Source organism: Acinetobacter sp. Ver3, assembly GCF_000632455.1.
Lineage (GTDB): Bacteria > Pseudomonadota > Gammaproteobacteria > Pseudomonadales > Moraxellaceae > Acinetobacter.
In genome coordinates this window covers 32,405-54,404 of the sequence record NZ_JFYL01000015.1, presented here as the reverse complement: position 1 = coordinate 54,404, position 22,000 = coordinate 32,405, and the positions used below count along the sequence as shown (strand labels likewise).

Sequence of the window (22,000 nt, the reverse complement as noted above, 5' to 3'; positions counted from 1 at the left end):
TAACTCTGTATAGAAATAAATGAAAGTGCACTCAGAAATAGACTTAAAATTGAATAAATTAAGATTTTTTCTTTATTTTTAATGATTTGATAACTTTGATAAAAAACACCACAGAGTAAACTGATGATTGTAAGCGGTATGTGAAATTGATGATTAAGAAAAGCTTTAAGAAAAACAGTGCAATAGCAAATTAATACGATACCGATAAGAAAGCGAGTGAAGGGATAATTCAATACATCCCAAAAGTCTGATTTAAAATTTAGACGTTTTTTTAGACTAATTTTATGTTTAATTTTTTCTTTATACATTGCGACTAGGATTTATTCTGATTGTTGTCTCATCTTTATGGATAAAAGTATATTTAGAAAATTTATTAAGTTCAAAAATAAAGCCGACGATTCGAGTGATGTGAAATCGTCGGCCAAAATACTTCAGTCATTCAAATTTAGGCTGCTAAACTAAATTTTTCTGCAAGAAGCATGATTTATAGGTCTCATTGGGGTATAAGGTCACCGTGTATCATTGCGGATGCCGGTGCAATGACTACGCGGTTGCTACTGACCTTGTACCTTATATAACGCATAAGGTTGTGATTCGGTTGACAAGAAAATTAAAAATATTTGATTTATTTTCGGTTATGCTTTGTGACAGGAATTTATTGCGTCTGAGAGTTATGGTTTCTTTAAGAAAATATTTTTTATGGTTCTTTTTACTTTGCTTAGGATTAACGCTGGTTGCAGGTATATTGGCAGCGTTATTGCCTTCGGCAATTGCAGGAATAGTCACTGCACTTCCATATTTAATAGCGATGATTGTTGTTTTATATAAATTTATTCATCAACAACAACGTGCACCTTCGGATCAAGAACGTAAAAAATTCACATTAGGCTTTACATTGATTTTTTGGGGCTATAACTTTCTTGGTGTTTTTTTAAGTATTTTATTTTTCTCGAGAAAAGACCCTGAAATTTGGCAGAACTTTTTACTCTATGTCCAAAATTCCAGTTTCTTAAGTCTCAGTGCAATTATGATTTTGATGCTGGCGATCCCATTATATTTAATTACCTTTTGGTTTTATGGTCCACAAGCGAAGCGCATGGCGAATAAATTGGTGGTAAATAAGTAATCATGAATTGAGCTCAAAGGCATCTTTCACCATGATAGAGGGATCAGATCATAAGAGTATTTCTATGTATCATCCTTGCGTTTTGGTTACTGGTGCAACAGGTTTTATTGGATCTTATTTGGTTGCATATTTGCTAGATCAAGATTATCAAGTGATTGGTTTAAGCCGACAGTCCAATCCAAAAATGAAGCATCCACGTTTGACATGGGTTCAATCTTTCGATGATATCCAACACGCTCAAATTGACTATGTTATTAACTTAGCGGGTGAAAGTATTGGTGATGGTCGCTGGACGCAAAGGCGAAAACAAAAACTCATCGACAGCCGAGTGAATACGACCGATGCATTATTACATTATCTGCTGACCCATCAGCAACATCCCAAGCGAATTATTTCTGGTTCTGCTGTAGGATATTATGGTATTGATCCTGATCAAGAATGGTCAGAAAAAAACAATGAGCAGGGATCATCTCAACCGATCTTTATGTCCGAACTTTGCCAAGAGTGGGAGAGGTCGGCGCTCCAACACAAAAATCAGTTTGATATTAAGGTCATTCGTTTAGGCGTGGTGTTTGGGCATGGCGGAGGAATTTTACAACAATTACTCTTACCGATTCGATTTAATCTGGTAGGTAAAATTGGTTCAGGTCGGCAGCCCTTAGCATGGATTCATATTCAGGACGTGATTCAGGCGATTGAATTTCTGATGTTGAATGACACTCCAAACGAAGTTTTTAATTTCGTTGCTCCTGAACAAACGAATCAGGTGTATTTTGTTCGCACCGCAGCAAAAATTTTAAACAAGAAACCGCTTTTAAGTCTGCCTGATTCATTGTTTAAAATCATGTTAGGTGAGCAGTCTCAATTGGTTTTAAATGGACAATACGTTATACCAGAAGCACTTATTCAAGCAGGTTATACATTTCAGTATCCAGAACTCACAATGGCGTTGGAGCAACTACTTCCATCACATTAAACTTGAAACTTCAAAGATGGGTCATAGGGTCTAGGATCAACGAGGGTGGTCTGATTCAGCATGAGTTGTCGTAGTAACTGCGCTGCAGCTGGCCCCATGCATAAACCATTTCTAAAATGACCAAAATTCGCCCATAAGTTTTTCATTTCAGGCATTAAACCGATATACGGAATTCCATCAGGTGAGCTAGGTCTCAAGCCTGCCCATTGTCGCACAATCGGGAAATTTTTAAGTTCAGGTATGAGTTGAATGCATGCTTGGTAAATGGATTGTTGTGTTTTCAAATTTGGGCGATGTTCAAAACCTAATTCCGCCATACTGGAACCACAGACGATATGGCCATCTCGACGTGGAATCATATACATGACATTGTACATACACATCGTGGGTAGCCAGTTTTCAGGGGTTTTGAATAGGATCATCTGCCCCTGAACAGGTTGAACAGGGATATTGAAATCGAGTTGTGATGCCCAATGTGCCGACCAAGCTCCAGTAGCGATAACATACTGATCAGCTTTAATTTGATGTTGATCATGCAGAACAATGGATTGCACTTGCTGATTTTGAATCAGTAATTTTTCTACCCACTTATGCTCGATAATCTTTACTTTTGAATGTGATTTAAGATAAGTCAGAATAGACTTTAAAAGACGAGGATTACGAACATTAGACAATTGTGGAAAATGCAAAGCCTGCTTGAAAGTATTAGAAACTCGTGGATTCAGATTTCTTAATTGAGTCTCGTCGAGTAAATCGCAATGCTGCATCGGCTCGTTATATTGCGCCTTATAACTGAGTCCAATCTCAAAATCATCTTCATCAAAAATTAACATGCCTGAATCGTGAATTTCGAAATCAATGCCACTCAATGGTTGAATTTTTTGATTCCAAGATTGATATAACGATTTACCATGTTGTGCCAATTGATTGACTGCTTTGGGATAACGCCAAGGATACATAGGTGACAAAATACCACCACCTGCCCAAGATGCAGCTTTAGCTGCTTGTTTTTGATCAATGAGGGTAATTTCACAACCTTGTTCGAGTAATTCAAGCGCTGTTAGTAAGCCGCTAATTCCACATCCAATGATGGCAACGTGCATTTTTATCCACCTTCAAAATGACGGGGTGTATTAGACCATATTCAAGCTCTAATCGTGCAAATAATCTCAATGATGTAAAGAGATCGATGAGATGTAAGATGTTAAATGAGTGAGTTAAAAGTTGGGTCTCGAATACAATGATGATGATTTTAGTAGAAAAAAAGCGCTTTATGGAAAAGCGCTTTTGATTCAATAGTGTATTACAGATCTTTAAGCATTTTTGCAGCATCTTCAGCAAAATAGGTCCAAATTCCATCTGCACCAGCACGACGACAGCTCATCAATGATTCTAAAATCACACTTTCAGAAAGCCAGCCGTTTTGGATTGCTGCTGCCAACATGGCATATTCACCACTCACTTGATAAACAAATGTTGGAATGCCAAATGTGTCTTTAACTTCACGTACAATATCTAGATATGGCATCCCTGGTTTTACGATCACCATGTCTGCACCTTCTTGAATATCTAGTGCAATTTCGTGAAGAGCTTCAGCTCGGTTTCCTACATCCATTTGGTAGTTATACTTATTACCACCTTTTAAATTAGATGCTGAACCCACTGCATCACGGAAAGGACCATAGAAGCTTGATGCATATTTGGCAGAATAAGCCATGATATTGGTATAAAGATGACCATTTGCTTCAAATGCTTGACGAATCGCAGCAATACGACCATCCATCATATCACTCGGTGCGAAAACATCGGCTCCTGCTTCTGCATGGCTTAAACCTTGTTTAATCAGACACTCAACAGTTTCATCATTCAGGACATAACCTGTTTCATCGATGATGCCATCCTGACCGTGTGTTGTATAAGGGTCTAAAGCGCCATCAGTGATGAGTACCATTTCTGGTAATTCTTTTTTTAGAAGACGGACAGTGCTTTGAACTAAACCATCATCTCTCCATGCTGCTTCAGCAGTTAAACTTTTGTCTTCTTGTGGGGTAACTGGGAATAAAGCTAATTTAGATACACCTAATTCTAAAAGTTTTTCAGCTTTGTTTAACAACAAATCAGCTGAAAGACGGTGAATATTTGGCATACTAGGTATTTCTTGGGTTTGATTTTGACCTGGTAGAACAAATACCGGATAAATGAGATGTTCAGCAGAAAGATGTGTTTCTCTCACCATCGCTCTGAGTTTGTCATTTTTTCGAATACGGCGCATGCGTGTTGCAGGAAAAGCAGGGCGATTAAACGTATAAGTCATCACAATCTCGATGTTTGGTATTTTACTTGGGTCTAATTGTAGCCCCCTTAAGGCGGTTTTTGGGAAAATGCTGATGGTTTTTTCTCATGATGTTAATTTGAGTTTTGTATGAACGATTCCCAAAAAAAATGGATGGGTAACCTCCATTTAGGTGCTAAACCAGATCTTGAAGTGGTATTAAATCAACTCACTCAAGTATTTAATACCTCTCCTTATTTCGCTTACAACGAAATGCAAATGCGTGTCGTAGAAGGTGAAATCCAAGGTTATATTGAGATGAAACCTAATCTCATTGGTAATATTTCTTTCCAAATTTTGCATGGCGGTGTAGCAGCAACATTACTCGATAGTATTGGCGGGATTGTTGCAATGGGCGAGCTTTACAAGCGTGCAGAGCCTGATATGTTGCCTGAAACTTTAAAGAAAGTTTCACGTTTAGCAACAGTGGATATGCGAGTGGATTATTTATCACCAGGGCGCGGAAAGTATTTTATTGCCACTGCTGAAGTCCTACGCATGGGTCGCAAAGGTTGTACGATGCGCATGAATATGGTGAATGATGAAGGTAAAGCAATTGCAACAGGTATTGCTTCATACGCATATTGAAAAATCTATGTATCTCTTATAAAAAAACCGCCCTTGTAGGCGGTTTTTTATACTAAACATCTGATCTTGAACGTTTTAACGCACTATTCCATTGATGTAAATGAAATTGACGTTGATCTTCAGACATTGTTGGCTCAAAGGCTTTTTCCAATTTCCATGATGCCGCAATATCAGACGGATTTTTAAATACACCTGCAGTTAAACCTGCCATTGCCGCAGCTCCCCAAGCCGTTGACTCCAAAAGTTGCGGTCTTAACACAGGAACATTCAGTAAATCGGCTTGAAATTGCATTAGCATATCATTTTGACTCGCACCACCATCTACACGTAATTCTTTTAAAGGGTTTCGAATATCAGATTGCATGGCATTCAAAACGTCAGCGACTTGAAATGCGATTGATTCGAGAGCTGCTCGCGCAATATGTGCTTTATTTGTCCCTCTAGACATACCGCATAATAATGCGCGGGCATCCGTATCCCAATGAGGTGCTCCTAAGCCTGTAAAGGCAGGAACAAGTACGACACCATCGGTATTGTTAACTTGACACGCCAATTGTTCAACTTCTTGGCTACTTTGAATAATTCCAAGTCCATCACGTAACCATTGTACAATTGCACCAGCCATAAAAACACTACCTTCAAGCGCATACGAGGTGTGTTCTTTACATTGCCAAGCTAAAGTGGAGAGAAGCTGGTTCTGACTCAGTTGAATTTGATCACCTGTATTGAATAACATAAAGCAGCCAGTACCATAGGTGTTTTTTGCTGAGCCTATATCAAAACATGATTGACCAAATAAGGCTGATTGTTGATCACCTAGAATCCCTGTAATTGGAATTTCTGCACCTAAGAGACCTTTGGCTGTATTGGCAATATGGCAATCAGAAGCCACGATTTTGGGTAGTATTGCTTTTGGGATATTAAATAGTGCGAGTAATTCGTCATCCCATTGCTGGGTATGCAAATTCATTAACATGGTTCTTGAAGCATTCGAGACTTCAATCACGTGTTCAGCACCTTGAGTGAGATTCCAAACTAACCAGCTATCAATGGTTCCAAAAGCCACTTCGCCTTGTTCCGCACGAGCTCTTAAACCATTAATATTTTCAAGTAACCACACTAATTTTCCAGCACTGAAATAAGGATCAATGCGGAGTCCTGTGGTGAAATTTATCTTGGTTTGTAAGTCTTGTTGAATGAGGGAATTACACCAATCACTCGCTCTGCGATCTTGCCAAATAATCGCAGGGGCTAGAGGTTCACCAGTTTTTTTATCCCAAATCACTGTCGTTTCGCGTTGATTGGTTAGGCCTAAAGCTTTGATATCTTTAGGCAGTAATCGCGCATCAGCAATTGCTTGCTGTACCACTGCGATTTGTGAGCTCCAAATCTCTTGTGCATTTTGCTCTACCCAGCCTGACTTTGGGGTTCGTATTTTAGTTTCTCTTTGAGCTGTTGCATGAACGTTTCCATGTTCATCAAAAATGATCGCACGACTTGACGTCGTCCCTTGATCCAGTGCAAGTAAATAACTCATAAAATATGCAATTTTGAACTTGAAAAAAGGGATTTTATCTCAATTATTGAAATAAGCGCATGTGTATGTGTAATTGTTGTGAAATTAGAGGTCGTATTTTCAAACTTTTATGCTATGATTGCGTTGTACTTTGGGGATGTTCCTGGCTTCGACGCTGGTGATGAAACTCATAGATGCATGCCGAGAGCGCATTTTCTCTCGTAAATAAAATTTGCATTTTAAATAGTCGCAAACGACGAATCTTACGCTCTAGCTGCCTAAGGGCAGCTTGTCCGCATCTCTGAATACTTGTGGTTAGAGATCCCGACTGAAGCGCACGCACACAAGTCCGTATAACATCAAGCCTTGGGGTGTTGTACTAAACTTAAAGGATCGCTCTCTTAACCCTGTTCGTCGGGTCTTTGAGGGTTAAAACAATAGACGATATCTAAGCATGTAGTAATCTCGAGTGTAGTGCTTGCGGACGCGGGTTCGACTCCCGCCATCTCCACCAATATACTTTATCAAATTTGATCAATCTTAATTAATCTCGATCAAATTTGACCTAAAAGCCTTAAGTTATAATGACTTAGGGCTTTTTTATCGCCTGATGTTTCTGTCAATCTTGATCAGTCTTAATCATTGTTAATCAGACTTAATCACGATACAGTGTTACACAGGTGTGACACGCGTGTAACAGGGGCTTAAAAAGTGCTATCCGACTCTCAAGTAAAAAGCTTAAAACCAAAAGAAAAAAGATATTCGATTGCGGACGGTGAGGGATTGTCGGTTGATGTGTTGCCGTCGGGTAAAAAGACATGGGTTTTATCTTACCGGGTTCATGGTAAACAGACTCGTAAGCAATTAGGCGTTTATCCTGATGTTGGGTGCAAAGAAGCTCGCCAGCTTGCGCGACAATATAAAGCTGAAGCACAAGGCAAAGTCTTAGATTCACCAATGGTTAAGGAGGTGATTGCTGAGTGGGTCGCAATGATGAAGCCACGCTGGTCAAATGAAAAATACATCAATACAGTGATTTATCGCCTTAATTACATTTCAGAAGATTTTGCACACACACCAATTGATGAGTTAGAAAGAAAGCAGGTCGTAAAGAAAGTTAAAGAAATGGTTGGCAAGGGCACGCTTGAGACGGCAAAGCGCTCTCTCAGACTTTTAAATGAAGTGTGCAACTTCGCTATTGCCTCTGATTACACGCAAAAGAATCCGTGTGCATTGGTGGGTGATGTTATTCCACAACAAGTTGTTAGAAACATGCCATCACTAGAAGCATCTGAGATGCCTGAGTTTTGGAAAAGACTGCATTCAGGCATCACAACTCAATCAGTGTTACACGCAGCGAAGCTTGCATGTTACACAGCGGTTCGTATTTCTGAATTATTAAAAGCACGATGGGATACTGGTGAAATAGATTTTGAGAATGATGTATGGGTGATTCCCGCATCAAGAATGAAAATGCGCCGAGATCATGCGGTACCACTCACAAAACGAACCAAACAATTATTTTTAGACTTATATAATAATCGTGAAGATGATGGGTATATCTTTAAAAATAGTCGTCGTTTAGGTCATCACATGCCGTCAGATTCAGTATTGGCGCTGATTAAGCGAAATGGTTATGGCGGTCAGATGGTAACCCATGGCTTCCGATCACTATTTTCAACTCATGCTAATAATTCTAAGAAATTCCGATCTGATGCAATTGAATACCAGATTGCACACGTTCCTAAAGATCGTATTCGTGGCATTTACAACCGTGCTGAATACTGGGAGGAAAGGGTTGAGTTAATGGAGTGGTATTCTGACGAGGTTGATAGTTGGATGAAAGGCGCTTAATTAGCGCCTTGTCCCAAAATTTCAGCTTTCATTTTCAATAAGGTATTTTCCGTGTAGCCCTTATAAGTTGGGGTGTCACGATCAGGAGGATACTTTTCAAGATAGTGCTTTTTGAAAGTATTCACACTCCCAAAGCCAAGCATTTTGGATACTTGGCTCATTGAGTACCATTTCATAACACCTCCAATCTTTTATTTGCTTGGATTTCTTCAGGAGTGGCGTGGCGTATCATTGTTAAGTTCGTGCATCGCTTAGCACCATCATCCATCCAAACTTCACTATTACGAACCCATGCAACAGCCATCAATTCACCATGCATAAAGTCATCAACAAATACGATATTGTCTTTTTCTTCAAAAATATTGTGCTGTCGGCGGTATTTTAGCAAGGCCTCATCAAGAATAGGGTTCATCCAATCATGTACTGGTCTATTCTTAACTAGCCATTCTTTTGCTTTTAGTGCCTTATCATACCCGCCCAATTGCTCAATTAGATTCACGACACTTCTCCCAAACTCTCCACCACGCTTTCGGGCAAATCATGCTCGATCAACCATTCTTGAACGATGTGATATAGAGCACCAAGTTCACCATCAGTTAACGTGCCTTGAATACCTGTTCCATTTCCTACACGTGGACCAATCAATTCAAGAAAGTTCTTTGCAAAATCAATGTTTGTGCGTTGAATTTCAGTCATTGGTTGGCTCCTTCTTTATACAAAAATTCACCGCATCTTCAATATCTGAAACACCAATCGCCAATCCACCATCTGTATTTAAGACATGCCAGCCATATGCGCTCTGGGATATCTCAAATCCATTACAAAACATTTTATTACCTACGAATTTTAATTTTGCTTCAATCATTTGACGGCTCCTGTGCTTCGAGCATGGCTTTATAGTCACGCCACAAATCCCATTTCTTTCTTAAAAGACTATCTCTATAAGACCTTTCCGATATCTCAATCCATACAGGATCGGTCTCCCCGAAAGGCTTAGGAACACGTTCTAGTGCCATGGCTTCAGCAATAGTCTCAGGAAGCTCTTTCGACACCAAAACAAACCCTTCAGGCACTGCTTGGGCTTTGACTGCTTGCCATAATTCCCAATCATCTGAAAAGTTCCATCCAGCATATCTTTTGCCAAATCTTCGCTCACAATCATCAAGATCTGTTTTAAGCTCATCGTAAGCTATGCCTATTTTTTCGGCTTTAAATCGCTCAAACGCCTCTCTTTCTTTATTAATATCCATCACGCCACCTCATAGAAGCGCTTAGCTTCTTCAAAATTTGATGTAGTAAGTGGTGATGAGCCTTTTTTGTAGCATTCAACAATCTCACCATATTTAAAAACTTTGCACGCTGTAGGTAGATCAAAACACTGGTACATCGGCTGTTTAAACCAATCATCTGTGTACAGCATTTTTTTGACGTGTTCAGTGCGAGTAAAATGCCACTGCTGCACTTGGCACCAATCATCAAATGTTGCGATTAAAAACTCATTGCCTTCTGCTTTCGTCATAGCGCGATAACGTTCTACTGCGCGTTCCGCCAATTCCCTGGACATCGCAGGTGTTTGTTCGTGAGGGCTGTCTCCCTCGGGGCGCATGCCTACACACCATAATTTTTTAGATCCCATCACGCCACCTTCGCCAATTTCACATCCAATGGACTAACCAAATGGACTTTAAATTCTTCATACAACTTCTGACATGCAGAGTTGCCACTCATCTTTGAATCAATAAGCACATAATCTAACTTTGTGCCTTTGCCTTTAAATGTCGCGCCACCGTCAGCAAGGTCTTTACGCACATATCCGAGCAGTACAAGCCAAATTTTGAAGGCTTGAAGGTCACGCTGTTTTATTCTAAAAATCATCTATACCCCCACGTGCTCACAAAGTCTTTAATGCATGCCTCAATACCGAACAGATTGATATCTCTATAAGTTTTAACTCTGCCTTTGCATGTGATTTCAACTGTGCGAGTGCGACTGCTGTATGTAAAGCTCATGCTGCCACCTCGAAAGCCTGTAGCTGTTTTAAGGCGATATCGACATTGCGATTAAAAGCAATCACTTCATTTTCAACACCCTGAATATCTAAGTCCTTTGCATAAACTCTTTTAATAAAAAGCTGTAAATGTTCAGGTAGGCGAGGGTCGTAACTCACAAAATCACACCATGCTCGACGAGTACAGGCCAACTGCCATGTGATCTGTGGAATATATTCAGCAGGCACCTCATCCATTAAAATGGTGTTCAAGTGTGTAGTCGTGGATGGGCACTTAATTTCTAATTGACCATCTTTACCAACCAAGCCATCTGGACTCGCCCCACTCATTTCAATAGCAGGGTGGTCAACCAACCCCACATTTGAAACAATCGCACCACGCTCATTTTCATAAGCAGTAATTGCAAAAGGCTCTTGATCAATACCCCATTGCATCAATGCGGTCGGCTTTGATTCCTCCTGAACGCCAGTGATGCGCTCAGAAAGAATAGTCAGTGTTAAGGCGTTATACTTCTTGCCTTTAGTTGGCTTAGCACCCATGTCTTTTATGCGCGATGCGGTAACTTTTCCACATCTTTGAGCATGCCAATCATCATTACGCTGGAGAATGTTCATAAGTCTCTCCATGTGATTGATCTGCTTTTTCTGCTGCTGCTTTAAGCGACTCTTTATGAATAGTCCAGAAGTGAGAACGGCATTTACCTTTAGGTAGTGAATCAAAACCAGCCTGAAGAGCCTCAAGACCCTCAAGAGCTAAGGCGCGCATTTCATTCAGATGCTGCAACTCAAACTCATCATAACCATCGGGGATTGTATTTTCATCGAAGCCACTAACTGTTTTTGGTGAGCTATTCTCCTGAATTCGTTCCGCTTCATCTTGGTCATAAATACCAACAAAACCAAAAGCTAAGCGTGCGCACTGAATCAAAGCCTTATGGCGCAAAAAACGCTTAGGGTGAGATTGCCATGGTCCCGCAAAACCATTAGCACCCATTGGCTCACGATATACTTCATCCAAATATTCACGAACCACAGTGGGGCGTTCACGGTCTTTGCGGTAAATCAAGCAGTCCACCCATTCAGGGCAATCAACCTTTGCCTTATTCATACGAACCATGTTGTCCGAAAATACAAACTCAATTCCGTTAAGGTTTGGGTTGCTATTGATGATGCGAGACCAACCATCAACACCCACTACAGGAATAATGCCTTTACTCTTATCAGGGAAAGCGTAAATTTCCTTGGTCCATGGATTTAATTTGTACTGACTTGCAACAATCAGCAGTGCGCCCATTTGCTCGCGTGTAATTTGTGTCGATGATTTAAAAGCCGTTTGAATTAAAGTTTGCTCAAGCTCAGCGGGATCAACGTTGTGCAAACCAAGCACAGTAGAAAGTTGACTGATCTGAGCGGTAATTAAATTCGTTTGTACTGGTGCATTCATATTTTTATTCCTTAAAATTTGATCGAAACGTGAGGCACCAGGCCTTTATTGATTGCATTCAGAATAGCTTTGCCCTGATCAGCACTCACACCAAGATTAGTCAAACCTTTAAGCGCCTCGCCACAGATTTGCTTTTTGTGCTCCACATCAGCCAAACGCGCTTCTTCAGCCTTGCGCTCTGCCTCAGCCTTAGCAAAAGTCTCCGCTTCAATACGCTTACGTTCATTTTCAGCAGCCTGTACAGCACGCAGTTCAGCAGCTTCTTTTTCAGCTTTCAGTCGAGCTTCACGTTGTTCTGCTTCAAACTTTTCGCGTTGTACACGTTCAGCCTCTAAACGAGCTTTTTCCTCCGCTTCACGGGTCGCACGTTCAGCGGCTTCACGAGCAATTTTTTCCTCATGTTCACGCTGAATGCGTTGTTGTTCAGCAAGGCGCAGTGCTTCGAGTTCTGCTTGCTCTGCTTCAAATTTTTCGCGTTCGATCAATATGACTTTCATGTGCTCTAAGCACTCATATTTACGAAGCTTTGCAACGTCCTTGAAATCATCAAATGAGTCATCTATCTCGATTGATTCGATTTCGGCTATTACTGATTTAATTAGCTCAGCAGGAGAACCAATATCGATACGCCCTTTATCAAATTCAGCTATTTTGCTCTGAATCTCTGCTTCGCGTGCTTTTTTAGCATTCTCCCAATCAGTTAACGGCTTGCGAATCTCATCACGTAGTGCATCACACTGGTCACGGAATAGTTTTCGATCTGCATCGATCTTGTTTGTGATTACCGTGTATTGCTCTTTAAGGGCTTTGCCGTGAGCATCAAAAGCAGTTTTTGTGGAAGCAACTTTACGAGCTATCGATGCGATCTCTTTGCGACCCTTATCAGTCGATAAATCAGGAACAATTGTTCGAGCTTGGGTTGCTATGCGATCAAACAAGGATTGCGCACCACCTTCAGTCTTAAAAGCCTCAACAATCTCATTTGAGTTTTCACTCAAAACTTCCAATTCAAATTTTGCATTCATTTCCAGTCCCTCAGTATTCTTCAGCAGCCAACTTCTTTGCTGCTAATTCCTTTTCAAAAGCTTCTTCAACAGCCCACTCGATGCGTTCATTTAATCGATAAATTTGGTCATCTGTGAGCATGAATTGCTGACCTTCTTGAATCGCCACACCATCACTTGCAAGCACATCAACAAGCGTATTCTCAATGGCTTTCCACGAGTCGATATCTAAATCAATTTCGTTTTGTGGATCGGAGGTGTGGTTAATCAAAAAGCTTTGTGTGGTTTTAAGCACAGGCATTGAGCAATCAATCGAACAACAACCAAGGCTTAAAACAAATTGGATTCGATCGCCTAAGACAATTTCCGATTCAACTTTAAAAGCTGGAAAACAGGGAGCTAACAAGTCAGTTTGAATTGATATTGCGTTCATTGTTCGGCTTCCTTGAATTTGAACTCTGGCAAAGGGATTGGCTCATTCGAATGGAATGCGTCTATCATTTCTTGGGTAACAGGAATTTCTTCTTCACAATCAACTTCATAAAATGTAATAACCAAATACTTTTCAGCCCACTTATTCAGGAAATTATTAAGCTCATTTTTCGCCTCATCGCTAACATCCTTTGACCCAGTATTCCCACCTGTGTAATCACTTAGGTAGTTGTCGTAAATACGACAGTCGTAATTTTCTAATACTTCATCTGCATCAAGAATGAATTGTGTTGGTGATGGGGTGCGCTTAATGCCTGTTAGGAATGTGTTTCCAACTTCAAGAGAGTCATCATCCAACATCTCTTCCAGAGCTTCGGCAGGATTTTCATAATCAGCCCAATTTTCATCGCCTGAAAAACTATAAATTCGATTACTCACTTCACCACCTCCGCACGAACTTCGGCTTGATTTTGTTGATATTCAGCTTCTTTATCAGCTGCATAGAAGCAAGCAGTTGTGAGACCACTCATAATTGAAACTACGACTAGGGCCATAACAATGTTGTGAATAGTGTCTTTAATGAATGACTTAGGTTTCATTTCAGTCTTAGTAGGTGGCTGATATAGGATTTGAGTTGTTTGACTCTTTGGATGTATTTGATTCATACTTAACTCCGTAAGCGTGCAAGTGTTTACAAGAGCCTCGAAGTAATCCTGCAAGATTTATGCTTCGGGGCTTTTTATTGTCTGTGAGGTAAATATCGCATTTCCGATATTATTAGTCAATAGGAAATCCGATAAAATTATAGAAAAACCGATATTTATATTTTTATGTTTTAATAGACAAAAGAAAACCCACCGATCGGGTGGGTTAGATGGAGTTTATTATGCAATATTAAGGTTTAATTGCTGACTAGGGATATCAACTGACTTGATAGAAGGACCATAGATCATAACTTCTAAGCCTTTCATTTTATGATATGCACTGTAATTCAACACATAATCATCTTGCACATATCCAGTATAAATATCTTTAATTTCTTGACAGTTATCGTAAGAAACTATCCAATTTGTTTTCACAAAATCCAGTGCCTTTCGAATTTGAACATGATCTTCATGCATATAGAAATTTCTATATAAACCTTGGCCTTTGACATAATAGGGAGGGTCTAGATAGATAAGGGAGTCTGGGGGCAGGAAGCTGTCGACTTCATTTAAAAGCTCAACTGCATCCTTATTGTAGACATTAATATGTTTAGCAAACTTGCCAATCATTTCAATTCGCTTAACAAGATCCACTTTATTAAAACGAGCATCCAGCTTGTACACGCCAGATTGAGCCTTTCCACCAATGACGCCACCTTTTAAAATTCCAGAACGATTAGTTCGGTTAAGAAAGAAGGTAGCAAAACCATGTTCAAGGGTTGAATGAATTTCAGGACTAGCCAAGATTTCTTTTTGTTTAAACCATTCTTCTATGGTTACATTAGTATCAACTACTTTCTTTAGAAAACTTTCAGTATCTTCAGTAATGCTTTTCCAGAAATTATAAATTGCTACATCAAAGTCATTGATATGAATATTTTTGCAGTAATCATTAAATAATAAATCTAGAGCAACACCAGCACCTCCCGCATATGGTTCGAGATAATCACCTGAAAGGCTATTCGCTTCCATCAAATCTTTTACAAAAGGAGCAAATTTTGCTTTACCACCAGGGTAACGTAGTGGTGTATGGTAGATACTCAAAAAAACACTCCTCTCATCATTTGTCAATTCTAAGTGTTTTCATACCAGCTTTCTACCAAATGAGAGGGAACCCCTTTGTTTTTTGTTAAAACATATTTGGTAGCAGTCTCTAAACTTTTACAAAACTTTATTTTTAAGTCAGGTTCTTCTGATACAAGTACTTTGTAGGGGTTTAAATTAATTCCCCCTTTAATAAGTGTCTGGATCTCATCTGATTTAAAAAAGTTTTTAAACAGTTGTCGTATTCTGTCTTCCTCAGCAGATGAATATTTCTGATCTTCGATATACATCTTCAATGAAAAATTATCATCAATAGCTAAAGGGAGATTTAGCTTATTATTAATTGCAGTCACAGTAGGGAGTGAGTTAAATACATCTTTTGTGAATTTTGCTTTATTACTCCAATAATTATCATTTTCAGGAAGTTTAAACAAAAATTCAAAAAGCAATTGATCAGGTGGCAAATTTCCTGGAAGCTTAATAATATTTTTATGGCCTTTAATAAGATTATCTTTTACATCTCCATCTAGGATCAATAAGCTAAACTTATTGAACTCCGGTACTTTTTGTCTAATTAACTCAATGTAATTATTACACCCCATTGATATGCCAGTCATTAACTTTAATGGTTTTCTTAACTTTCTTTGAGTTACTAAGGCATTGAATAGAGCTCTAGCTTCATCATCCTCAAAATACACATTGGTTTCAGGGAATGAAAGTTCAGAGCTTATTACTTTCATTTTTACACTAATATCAGCAAAAACATCGGCCCAAGATATATTTTCTAGAACTTCAATCTTATTTAACTTATTAGATAGATATATGGTTTTAAAATTTTTATGGTCTTGTTGAGCGAGTAAATGATATTCTTCAATTAAAATTGGAGAATGAGTCGTTATAATTATTTGCAAACTTAATTCTTTTGCATATCTATTTAAAATTTCCTTTAATTGATATTGAGCTCCAGGGAAAAGTCCAGCATCAGCTTCATCTATTAGTAATATGCCACCATGATAATCAGGGTATTCTTGCTGAAGCTTCTTAAATGAAAAGATTGCTTGAATTATTTGGCCTGCATTATCTTCACCAGCTGAAATAGCTTCATGATCATAATCATTAGAATGAACAACAGCCGAATCAATTGAGCCGGTGGTTGAGGTAAACTGACTGCCTGTCGATTTACATAATAGCTGATTATTGGCTCTGATAAACTCATCTGAATTTTTTTCTAAAAAATCCAAGTCTTTGGTTTCATACTTTGCTCTATGTGCAATTGGAATTAATCTGTTTAAACTTAAGTAAATAACTGGATGAGTGACATTTCTACTATCGTTGGTAACAGTTGATGTAACAATATTGTTTCGCACTATTGCTCGAGGTAGGCGGCGATCTTTAAGATTATAGAATTTTAATGATGGTGTAATGGTAGAATCGAAATATGCATCATATAAGGTATAGGATGCTTCTAAATCTCCAGCAAAATCAAAATTTTCAGAAAGCCTGAAGTGGTCACTAAATTTCGATTTAAAAAAGTTTGCATGTAAGGGGGTAAAGTGAAGATCTTGATTTTTTACATAGTCTTTATCAAAGCTAAAAATTTGCGCTAGAAGACCCAAAATAGTAGATTTTGCTGTACCATTTTTTCCGCAAATCACGGTGACTCTTTCGCCAAAAGGAATGACTATATTATTTAAAGCTCTGAATTTGATTACATTTAGACTTCTTACTTTTGTGATTTTTCTACTCATAAACAACTCATCTCAATCTACCCTCATATTGAAATTTACTATTTCTCCGAGATTACAAACTTCAAATATTTTCACCTTAACCCCATGCTGCCCAAGCCGCATATAGCGGCTTTTATTTTCTAAATCTTACGCAGTTTTTTCTTAGCTCGATAAACATAGCGAATACAATCCACCACCTCACCAACAAATTCACAGTCCTGATCAAGTGGAATAATATTTGGTTTAAATTCAGGATTAATCGCCTGTAGGTATTTAGCGCCATCTGGCTCAATTACTAGGCGCTTAAAAGTCGCATCATCAAACTTTCTAACAACAATGATATCGCCTGAGTTCATATCACTAAAAGGCAGGGTGGGATCCACAAGAATGTAATCACCTTCATGGAATTCTGGGTAGTTACTCAAACCCTGTACTTTCAAGTAAAAGCACTTCTCACAATCACCATCTGGAATGGGCAGCCATTCTTCCACCTGTGACATATCAACAGATTCAACATTAGTCATCGTACCTGCCTGAACCCATGACAAGACAGGGGCCATGCGTGGAACTACTGGCACAACGTTTATCAATGAAACCTCATCAAGAGCGCCTTTCTTTAATTCTTCAGCGGTCACACCAAGCGCATTAGCCAACTCTAAAATCGATCCAGTGGATTTCGCATTTCCTGTCTCTAGATCAGAGATAACAGATTGCTTAACTCCAGATTTTTGAGCCAATTCTTTCTGGGTCATTTTTTTCGCTTTGCGAATTTTCTTTAAATTTTCACCCAAAGTTGTCATGAACTTTTCCTTAAATACCGCTATCGGAATTCTGATACAAATCCCAATCGGTTTGGCTATTGTATAAATATCGGAAAACCTATATATTTATAAGAAATATAGGAGGTCTCCCATGAACCAATGGCAAAAAATGATCATTGATTTGAAGGAACAAGGATTAACTCAAACCCAAATCGCTACTGAGATTAATTGTTCTCAAAACTATGTAAGCAATCTTGAAAACGGGTTGTGTGGCAAACGCCTTGGATACGAGAAAGGCAAGAATTTGGAAAAATTATGGCTGGCGCACTGCGCACCCCAGCAAATTGCATAGGTGAATTTATGAGTCTTGAAAAGAAATCTACACATGTTCGCTTGTCTCCCGAAAACCATGAGCGTGCAAAGGTTCTCTCAAATATTAAAGGTAAGGACTTAGCTCAATACCTTGCTTATCTCCTGGAAAAGGAAATTGCTGGTGAATGGCATATCCTTAATTTACAAGCAAAATCCTTTGAGCGCTTGGGAGTAGCAGCTTTATTGCGGGACTTAAGCACTGAGGTTCAATTCCATGAGGGATCGGAAGGGATTCACGGGGATTTAGACAAAGAAAAAGCCTGATCCGCGAAATCAGGCTTTTGTGTTCACAAGTCATGAAGGAAAAATGAACATGAAATCAAATTTAGCATATGAACCATCATACCCACAAGGTGAGGTTGTTCGTTTTCCAAAAAATGAGCGAAAAGCCATGTCGGAAAAAAAGTTTAATTACGTCACCAGTATTCGCTCAATCAAGATGCACTCAACTACAAAGCATGTTGCTTTAACCTTGGCTACCTATGCTGATTTTGAAACAGGCATCTGCTACCCAACAATCCAAACATTAATGGATGACACTGGGTTGTCAAACCGTGTTGTTAGTCACCACATCAAGCAGCTCGAAAAACTTGGTTTTTTGTTGGTAAAGAGAGCAAGAGGAAGTAATTCAAAATACAAATTTGTTTTTGAAAATATCACCAAAGCAATGACGCAGAGTCACCACCTAAGAAAAACAAGTAGTGACTTTGACGACATGGAAGTAGTGACTTTAATGCATGAAGTAGTGACTTTAAGCGCACAAAGTAGTGACGCAGAGTCACACAAACATCCATTAACTACCAATAACTACCATGAAGTATCAGATAGTGTATCCGCACACGAAAAAACCGAGCAAAAAACAGAGGGTGAAAAACAAACTAAACCTACTGCCAAAAAACGTGAATCTGGAAAAGTAAAAACCTCCATTCCTAAAAACTTCGCAATCAGTGATCAAGTCCGAACTTGGGCGCAGGAAAAAAACTACAAACACCTTGAGCAACATCTTGAGTATTTCACTGCCAAGTGTGAAGCCAATGGGTACAAGTACCTGAATTGGGATGCTGCTTTCAAAACAGCAATTCGCGATGACTGGGCAAAGTTGAACAACAATCGGCAAACTGGCTACCAATCAGCAGCATCAAAAAACAGCCAAACCCTGAATAACCATGATGCCTTCTTTGCTCAGTACGGCATTGGAACAGAGCGTCAAGAGCAAGCCATTGATGTAAATCCAGACCATTCGTATGCAATCACTTGGGAGCATGAGCAATGAGTATTTTTACAATTGAACACGCGGCTCGCCTAATGAACAAGATGAAGGCGTTCTATGGGAAAAAATATGCTGAGCAATGGGGTGATATCCCAGCAGTAGAAATTGCGGATGCGATGGTTGAGTGCTTGCAAGGCTTAACTCAAGAGGATTTTAAACGCGGTTACTTGCGTATGCAGAAATCTACGTTTTGCCCAACCATTCCTGAATTTCGTGCATGGTGCGAACCAAAGACCGATGACTGGCTCGGCTCACATGAAGCATGGGCGATTGCTGAAAAGTCGATTGGCTTTGATGGTCGTGAGTTGACAGTGGTTTGGACTGAGCAAATGGCTCAAGCATTCAGTCGCTGCGAAGACCTAGTAAAGACTGGTGATAAGTATCAACGCGCAGAAGCAAAGAAAATATTTTGTGACGCGTACGACCGCCTTGTAACACAAGCTAAAGATCAGGGATTGAAGCCGATTTATGTGACTTCACTTGGGGTTGATAAAGACCAGGCGATTGCAGCGATTAAACAAGCAGAAGTTGATGGGTTTTTACCAGCACCTGAAGCTCAAAACTTGCTAGAGCACAAACAAACCACTCAAGAAATTAAGTGTGATGCGGAGCGATACAGGACTACAGCTCAAGAGGCTTTAGCGAAACTTGCACCACACATCAAGCGCAATCTGAACAAGATGCAACCTGAGCACAAAGAGATTCAGCCATGGGAAACAGTCGAAATGGGGCATATAGATCCTTTTGATGACATAGAGAAATACAAATCGGCGTGTGCGGCTGTGAATAAGCCTATTCCACAAGCTGTAAAAAATTGGGAAATGACATTAGCGCAGATGGTTGAAAAGCGCAGGGAAGATGCGAGAGGTGTGGCGTGAGTGGAGAGAAAACTGAAAACTTTGGCGACATGCTCTCAATTGTATCGTTTGCTCAATTTAAACCAGTCACATCAGCTTGGGTTTCTGCATACCTTTCGGTTTCCAGAAGATCCGCACAAAGATATATCAAAAATTTGATTGATGGTGGGTATTTAGAAAAAACAAGCAAAGGTGCGGTTGCCACAAGAAAGGCATTCCGAATGATTACAACTGGTGGAGCACAGGGATGAAAAAGCGAAATAAAAAATATAACCCAAAGCAAATTATCAAACAGAAAGTCCACAAATTCCAAATGACTTGGGAGGTGAATGAAGCAAAGCGAATTATCGAGCTTCACCATTTGATGAATGGGGTTGATCCTCAAGAGTCAATACATACGCCACTGCATGTTTGGATGAGAGCACATAAAGGGGATTTAGCGCTTGCACTTAAAACGCAGACGATCCCAGCAGAACAGAGCTATCACATTGTGAGTCGTATCCATGCTGTGAATGATGAAACGGGTGAGGCGGTTGATGTTGAGTTTCAGCTAGCTACAGCAACTCCAATGCATCTTTGGCAGTTCTTGGGTGATGAAGAAGCGGATATTTATGTTGAAGATGGTGGGTTTAAGAAGAAATGGCTTGGTTTCAATCATGAGCTGGAGAAATACCTTAACTCCATCGAAGGTGATTATCGAATCGTGACAAATCATTGTTGTTTAACGTGCTTCTCGTCTTTCAAAAGCTTTAAGCATGAAATGGAATTTAAGTCGATCAAGTTAATTAATCCTGAGTTGGGGTTGGGGGTAGCAGCATGACGAATCATTACGAAGTGAAGCAATGCAATCACATTTGGTTTGATGTGACTGCAAACGGTGATCAGTCTCAAATTCATGCATGTGCTGAATGTGGAGCGAAGAAGAAAACTTCTTTTGATGAGTACACCGACACCTTCACGCATTTAGAGAATCATATTGGCCCAAATACGGTGGTGATTAATTTGGATGCTGAAGAAGAATTAAATAGGGGTGCATGGGATGAGTGAGTTTAAGACTCTAGAGGAATATCAAAACTCAATCAAAGAGTTTAATGCTCAATCCATATTAGGATTTGAAGATTTTATTATCAATTCTAATAACGACAGAGCAAAGCTTCAACTTAGATGCACACCCCACACAGACAAGAAATGTGGGTATGGATGCCATGATTTAGATTTTGGTTTGAGTGTGTGGCAACACCAACAAACCAAGATTGATGAGCTTCAAAAGGAAAATGAAAAACTGAAATACGAGAGAGATGCATTTCAAGAGTTTCATCGTGATTGCAAAGTGGAGATTGATCTACTCAAAGCGGAAAAGGCGGAGCTTGAGAAAAGAATATCTAAAACACTTGGAATGCTAGACGGTGATCTTAGCTACGTGGAGGAAGATCGCAGACGAAACTTTGAGTTTCTGCAAATGGTAATGATTCGTTGTTTGAAAGATGACATGAAAGCCCTGCGAGGTGAATCTTGACCATCCGCATGACCGAAGAACAATTTAAAGCTCGTCAGATGCGCCAAAAATCCACCATTTCGGCTAGCAAGTCGAAAGGTGGCGCAAGAGCACTAGGGCGACTTAAACAGGGCGTAATGAACAATACAGAGCGCAAATACGCTCAACATTTAGAACAACTAAAACTATCGGGCGAAATCCAGTATTTCGCCTTCGATTCAATCAAGTTTCGCTTGGCAGACAAAACATTCTACTCGCCTGATTTTATCGTAATGAAAGCTAATGGTGAGCTTGAAGCTCATGAAGTGAAAGGCTTTTGGGAAGACGATGCAAAGGTAAAGATTAAGGTCGCAGCGTCAATGCATCCGATCCCATTTGTGGCGGTCTATTGGGATAAGCAAAGCGGTTGGAAGTTTGAGAATTTTTGAGGGTGGAAGTGATGGATATAAACGAAGCAATTGTATTGGTGGCCTTCATTGTTGGAATGGTG

32 protein-coding genes and 1 other RNA gene are annotated in these 22,000 nt (G+C 39.6%); 14 read left to right on the top strand and 19 right to left on the bottom strand.

The window, feature by feature from the left end; all coding sequences use genetic code 11:
- Window positions 1-673: 673 nt before the first annotated feature.
- Both CL42_RS06390 and CL42_RS06385 read left to right on the top strand, forming a co-directional pair.
- Window positions 674-1,126: an ABZJ_00895 family protein gene (locus CL42_RS06390; protein WP_035266293.1), complete on the top strand. Its 453-nt coding sequence runs from the start codon at window positions 674-676 to the stop codon at window positions 1,124-1,126.
- A 64-nt stretch (window positions 1,127-1,190) separates the two neighbouring features.
- The gene (locus tag CL42_RS06385) at window positions 1,191-2,102 is read left to right on the top strand and encodes a TIGR01777 family oxidoreductase (RefSeq protein WP_035266292.1); all 912 of its coding nucleotides are present in this window, start codon (window positions 1,191-1,193) and stop codon (window positions 2,100-2,102) included.
- Here CL42_RS06385 and thiO read toward each other — a convergent pair.
- Entirely contained in the window at window positions 2,099-3,205 is a 1,107-nt protein-coding gene (gene thiO / locus CL42_RS06380) for a glycine oxidase ThiO (protein ID WP_035266290.1), read from the bottom strand. The genes CL42_RS06385 and thiO overlap by 4 nt on opposite strands.
- A gap of 200 nt (window positions 3,206-3,405) precedes the next feature.
- Complete coding sequence (gene hemB, locus CL42_RS06375; protein ID WP_035266288.1) at window positions 3,406-4,416, bottom strand: porphobilinogen synthase; 1,011 nt, start codon at window positions 4,414-4,416, stop codon at window positions 3,406-3,408.
- A gap of 108 nt (window positions 4,417-4,524) precedes the next feature.
- Between hemB and CL42_RS06370 the strand changes: the two genes are divergently transcribed.
- Complete coding sequence (locus tag CL42_RS06370) at window positions 4,525-5,022, top strand: thioesterase family protein (RefSeq protein WP_035266285.1); 498 nt, start codon at window positions 4,525-4,527, stop codon at window positions 5,020-5,022.
- A gap of 52 nt (window positions 5,023-5,074) precedes the next feature.
- Here the strand turns inward: CL42_RS06370 and glpK are convergent, their stop codons facing one another.
- Entirely contained in the window at window positions 5,075-6,559 is a 1,485-nt protein-coding gene (gene glpK / locus CL42_RS06365; protein WP_035266283.1) for a glycerol kinase GlpK, read from the bottom strand.
- 132 nt (window positions 6,560-6,691) lie between these two features.
- Between glpK and ssrA the strand changes: the two genes are divergently transcribed.
- Window positions 6,692-7,052: a transfer-messenger RNA gene (gene ssrA / locus CL42_RS16640) on the top strand.
- 197 nt (window positions 7,053-7,249) lie between these two features.
- Window positions 7,250-8,392, top strand: coding sequence for a tyrosine-type recombinase/integrase (locus tag CL42_RS06360; RefSeq protein WP_035266280.1), 1,143 nt, complete (start codon window positions 7,250-7,252; stop codon window positions 8,390-8,392).
- Here CL42_RS06360 and CL42_RS06355 read toward each other — a convergent pair.
- The 16 genes from CL42_RS06355 to CL42_RS06285 all read right to left on the bottom strand — a co-directional run bounded on the left by CL42_RS06355 (window position 8,389) and on the right by CL42_RS06285 (window position 17,555).
- Window positions 8,389-8,568, bottom strand: coding sequence for a hypothetical protein (locus CL42_RS06355; protein ID WP_035266277.1), 180 nt, complete (start codon window positions 8,566-8,568; stop codon window positions 8,389-8,391). The genes CL42_RS06360 and CL42_RS06355 overlap by 4 nt on opposite strands.
- Window positions 8,565-8,891, bottom strand: coding sequence for a hypothetical protein (locus CL42_RS06350; RefSeq protein WP_035266276.1), 327 nt, complete (start codon window positions 8,889-8,891; stop codon window positions 8,565-8,567). Before CL42_RS06350 ends, CL42_RS06355 begins: the two co-directional genes overlap by 4 nt.
- Window positions 8,888-9,088, bottom strand: coding sequence for a hypothetical protein (locus tag CL42_RS06345; RefSeq protein ID WP_035266274.1), 201 nt, complete (start codon window positions 9,086-9,088; stop codon window positions 8,888-8,890). Before CL42_RS06345 ends, CL42_RS06350 begins: the two co-directional genes overlap by 4 nt.
- Window positions 9,081-9,257: a hypothetical protein gene (locus CL42_RS17000; protein ID WP_155756963.1), complete on the bottom strand. Its 177-nt coding sequence runs from the start codon at window positions 9,255-9,257 to the stop codon at window positions 9,081-9,083. Before CL42_RS17000 ends, CL42_RS06345 begins: the two co-directional genes overlap by 8 nt.
- On the bottom strand, window positions 9,250-9,642 hold the full coding sequence (locus CL42_RS17390) for a hypothetical protein (RefSeq protein WP_035266272.1): 393 nt from the start codon (window positions 9,640-9,642) through the stop codon (window positions 9,250-9,252). The genes CL42_RS17000 and CL42_RS17390 overlap by 8 nt, the downstream gene beginning before the upstream one ends.
- Window positions 9,642-10,028 (bottom strand): hypothetical protein, encoded by a 387-nt coding sequence (locus tag CL42_RS06335; RefSeq protein WP_035266270.1) that lies wholly within the window; start codon window positions 10,026-10,028, stop codon window positions 9,642-9,644. Before CL42_RS06335 ends, CL42_RS17390 begins: the two co-directional genes overlap by 1 nt.
- Entirely contained in the window at window positions 10,028-10,267 is a 240-nt protein-coding gene (locus CL42_RS06330; protein ID WP_035266267.1) for a hypothetical protein, read from the bottom strand. The genes CL42_RS06335 and CL42_RS06330 overlap by 1 nt, the downstream gene beginning before the upstream one ends.
- Window positions 10,268-10,397: 130 nt before the next feature.
- The gene (locus CL42_RS06325; RefSeq protein ID WP_035266264.1) at window positions 10,398-11,015 is read right to left on the bottom strand and encodes a lambda exonuclease family protein; all 618 of its coding nucleotides are present in this window, start codon (window positions 11,013-11,015) and stop codon (window positions 10,398-10,400) included.
- The gene (gene bet / locus CL42_RS06320; RefSeq protein ID WP_035266261.1) at window positions 10,996-11,844 is read right to left on the bottom strand and encodes a phage recombination protein Bet; all 849 of its coding nucleotides are present in this window, start codon (window positions 11,842-11,844) and stop codon (window positions 10,996-10,998) included. Before bet ends, CL42_RS06325 begins: the two co-directional genes overlap by 20 nt.
- An 11-nt stretch (window positions 11,845-11,855) precedes the next feature.
- Window positions 11,856-12,869 carry a hypothetical protein gene (locus CL42_RS06315; RefSeq protein WP_035266259.1) on the bottom strand — a complete coding sequence of 338 codons (1,014 nt, stop codon included), beginning with the start codon at window positions 12,867-12,869 and terminating at the stop codon, window positions 11,856-11,858.
- 10 nt (window positions 12,870-12,879) lie between these two features.
- Window positions 12,880-13,281 carry a hypothetical protein gene (locus CL42_RS06310; RefSeq protein ID WP_035266257.1) on the bottom strand — a complete coding sequence of 134 codons (402 nt, stop codon included), beginning with the start codon at window positions 13,279-13,281 and terminating at the stop codon, window positions 12,880-12,882.
- A complete protein-coding gene (locus CL42_RS06305; protein ID WP_035266255.1) occupies window positions 13,278-13,718 on the bottom strand; it encodes a hypothetical protein in 441 nt (146 codons plus the stop codon). Before CL42_RS06305 ends, CL42_RS06310 begins: the two co-directional genes overlap by 4 nt.
- Complete coding sequence (locus tag CL42_RS06300; RefSeq protein ID WP_035266252.1) at window positions 13,715-13,945, bottom strand: hypothetical protein; 231 nt, start codon at window positions 13,943-13,945, stop codon at window positions 13,715-13,717. Before CL42_RS06300 ends, CL42_RS06305 begins: the two co-directional genes overlap by 4 nt.
- 219 nt (window positions 13,946-14,164) lie before the next feature.
- The gene (locus CL42_RS06295) at window positions 14,165-15,028 is read right to left on the bottom strand and encodes a DNA adenine methylase (RefSeq protein WP_035266251.1); all 864 of its coding nucleotides are present in this window, start codon (window positions 15,026-15,028) and stop codon (window positions 14,165-14,167) included.
- A 29-nt stretch (window positions 15,029-15,057) separates the two neighbouring features.
- Entirely contained in the window at window positions 15,058-16,776 is a 1,719-nt protein-coding gene (locus tag CL42_RS06290) for an AAA family ATPase (protein ID WP_035266248.1), read from the bottom strand.
- A gap of 119 nt (window positions 16,777-16,895) precedes the next feature.
- Window positions 16,896-17,555, bottom strand: a complete 660-nt coding sequence (locus tag CL42_RS06285; RefSeq protein WP_035266245.1) for a LexA family protein — start codon at window positions 17,553-17,555, stop codon at window positions 16,896-16,898.
- A 112-nt stretch (window positions 17,556-17,667) separates the two neighbouring features.
- Between CL42_RS06285 and CL42_RS06280 the strand changes: the two genes are divergently transcribed.
- From CL42_RS06280 to CL42_RS06240, 9 genes are read left to right on the top strand one after another with little or no spacing between them, the layout of a single operon-like run.
- On the top strand, window positions 17,668-17,868 hold the full coding sequence (locus CL42_RS06280; protein ID WP_035266242.1) for a helix-turn-helix domain-containing protein: 201 nt from the start codon (window positions 17,668-17,670) through the stop codon (window positions 17,866-17,868).
- 8 nt (window positions 17,869-17,876) lie between these two features.
- The gene (locus CL42_RS06275) at window positions 17,877-18,152 is read left to right on the top strand and encodes a hypothetical protein (protein WP_035266239.1); all 276 of its coding nucleotides are present in this window, start codon (window positions 17,877-17,879) and stop codon (window positions 18,150-18,152) included.
- Between the two features lie 49 nt (window positions 18,153-18,201).
- On the top strand, window positions 18,202-19,161 hold the full coding sequence (locus tag CL42_RS16485; protein WP_051586547.1) for a helix-turn-helix domain-containing protein: 960 nt from the start codon (window positions 18,202-18,204) through the stop codon (window positions 19,159-19,161).
- Window positions 19,158-20,036 (top strand): hypothetical protein, encoded by an 879-nt coding sequence (locus CL42_RS06265; RefSeq protein ID WP_228133236.1) that lies wholly within the window; start codon window positions 19,158-19,160, stop codon window positions 20,034-20,036. The genes CL42_RS16485 and CL42_RS06265 overlap by 4 nt, the downstream gene beginning before the upstream one ends.
- Window positions 20,033-20,266 carry a hypothetical protein gene (locus CL42_RS06260; protein WP_035266236.1) on the top strand — a complete coding sequence of 78 codons (234 nt, stop codon included), beginning with the start codon at window positions 20,033-20,035 and terminating at the stop codon, window positions 20,264-20,266. The genes CL42_RS06265 and CL42_RS06260 overlap by 4 nt, the downstream gene beginning before the upstream one ends.
- Window positions 20,263-20,835: a hypothetical protein gene (locus CL42_RS06255; protein WP_035266234.1), complete on the top strand. Its 573-nt coding sequence runs from the start codon at window positions 20,263-20,265 to the stop codon at window positions 20,833-20,835. The genes CL42_RS06260 and CL42_RS06255 overlap by 4 nt, the downstream gene beginning before the upstream one ends.
- On the top strand, window positions 20,832-21,062 hold the full coding sequence (locus CL42_RS06250; RefSeq protein ID WP_035266232.1) for a hypothetical protein: 231 nt from the start codon (window positions 20,832-20,834) through the stop codon (window positions 21,060-21,062). The genes CL42_RS06255 and CL42_RS06250 overlap by 4 nt, the downstream gene beginning before the upstream one ends.
- Complete coding sequence (locus CL42_RS17495; protein WP_051586546.1) at window positions 21,055-21,531, top strand: FtsB family cell division protein; 477 nt, start codon at window positions 21,055-21,057, stop codon at window positions 21,529-21,531. Before CL42_RS06250 ends, CL42_RS17495 begins: the two co-directional genes overlap by 8 nt.
- Window positions 21,532-21,533: 2 nt before the next feature.
- Window positions 21,534-21,938 carry a hypothetical protein gene (locus tag CL42_RS06240; RefSeq protein WP_035266322.1) on the top strand — a complete coding sequence of 135 codons (405 nt, stop codon included), beginning with the start codon at window positions 21,534-21,536 and terminating at the stop codon, window positions 21,936-21,938.
- Window positions 21,939-22,000: the final 62 nt, after the last annotated feature.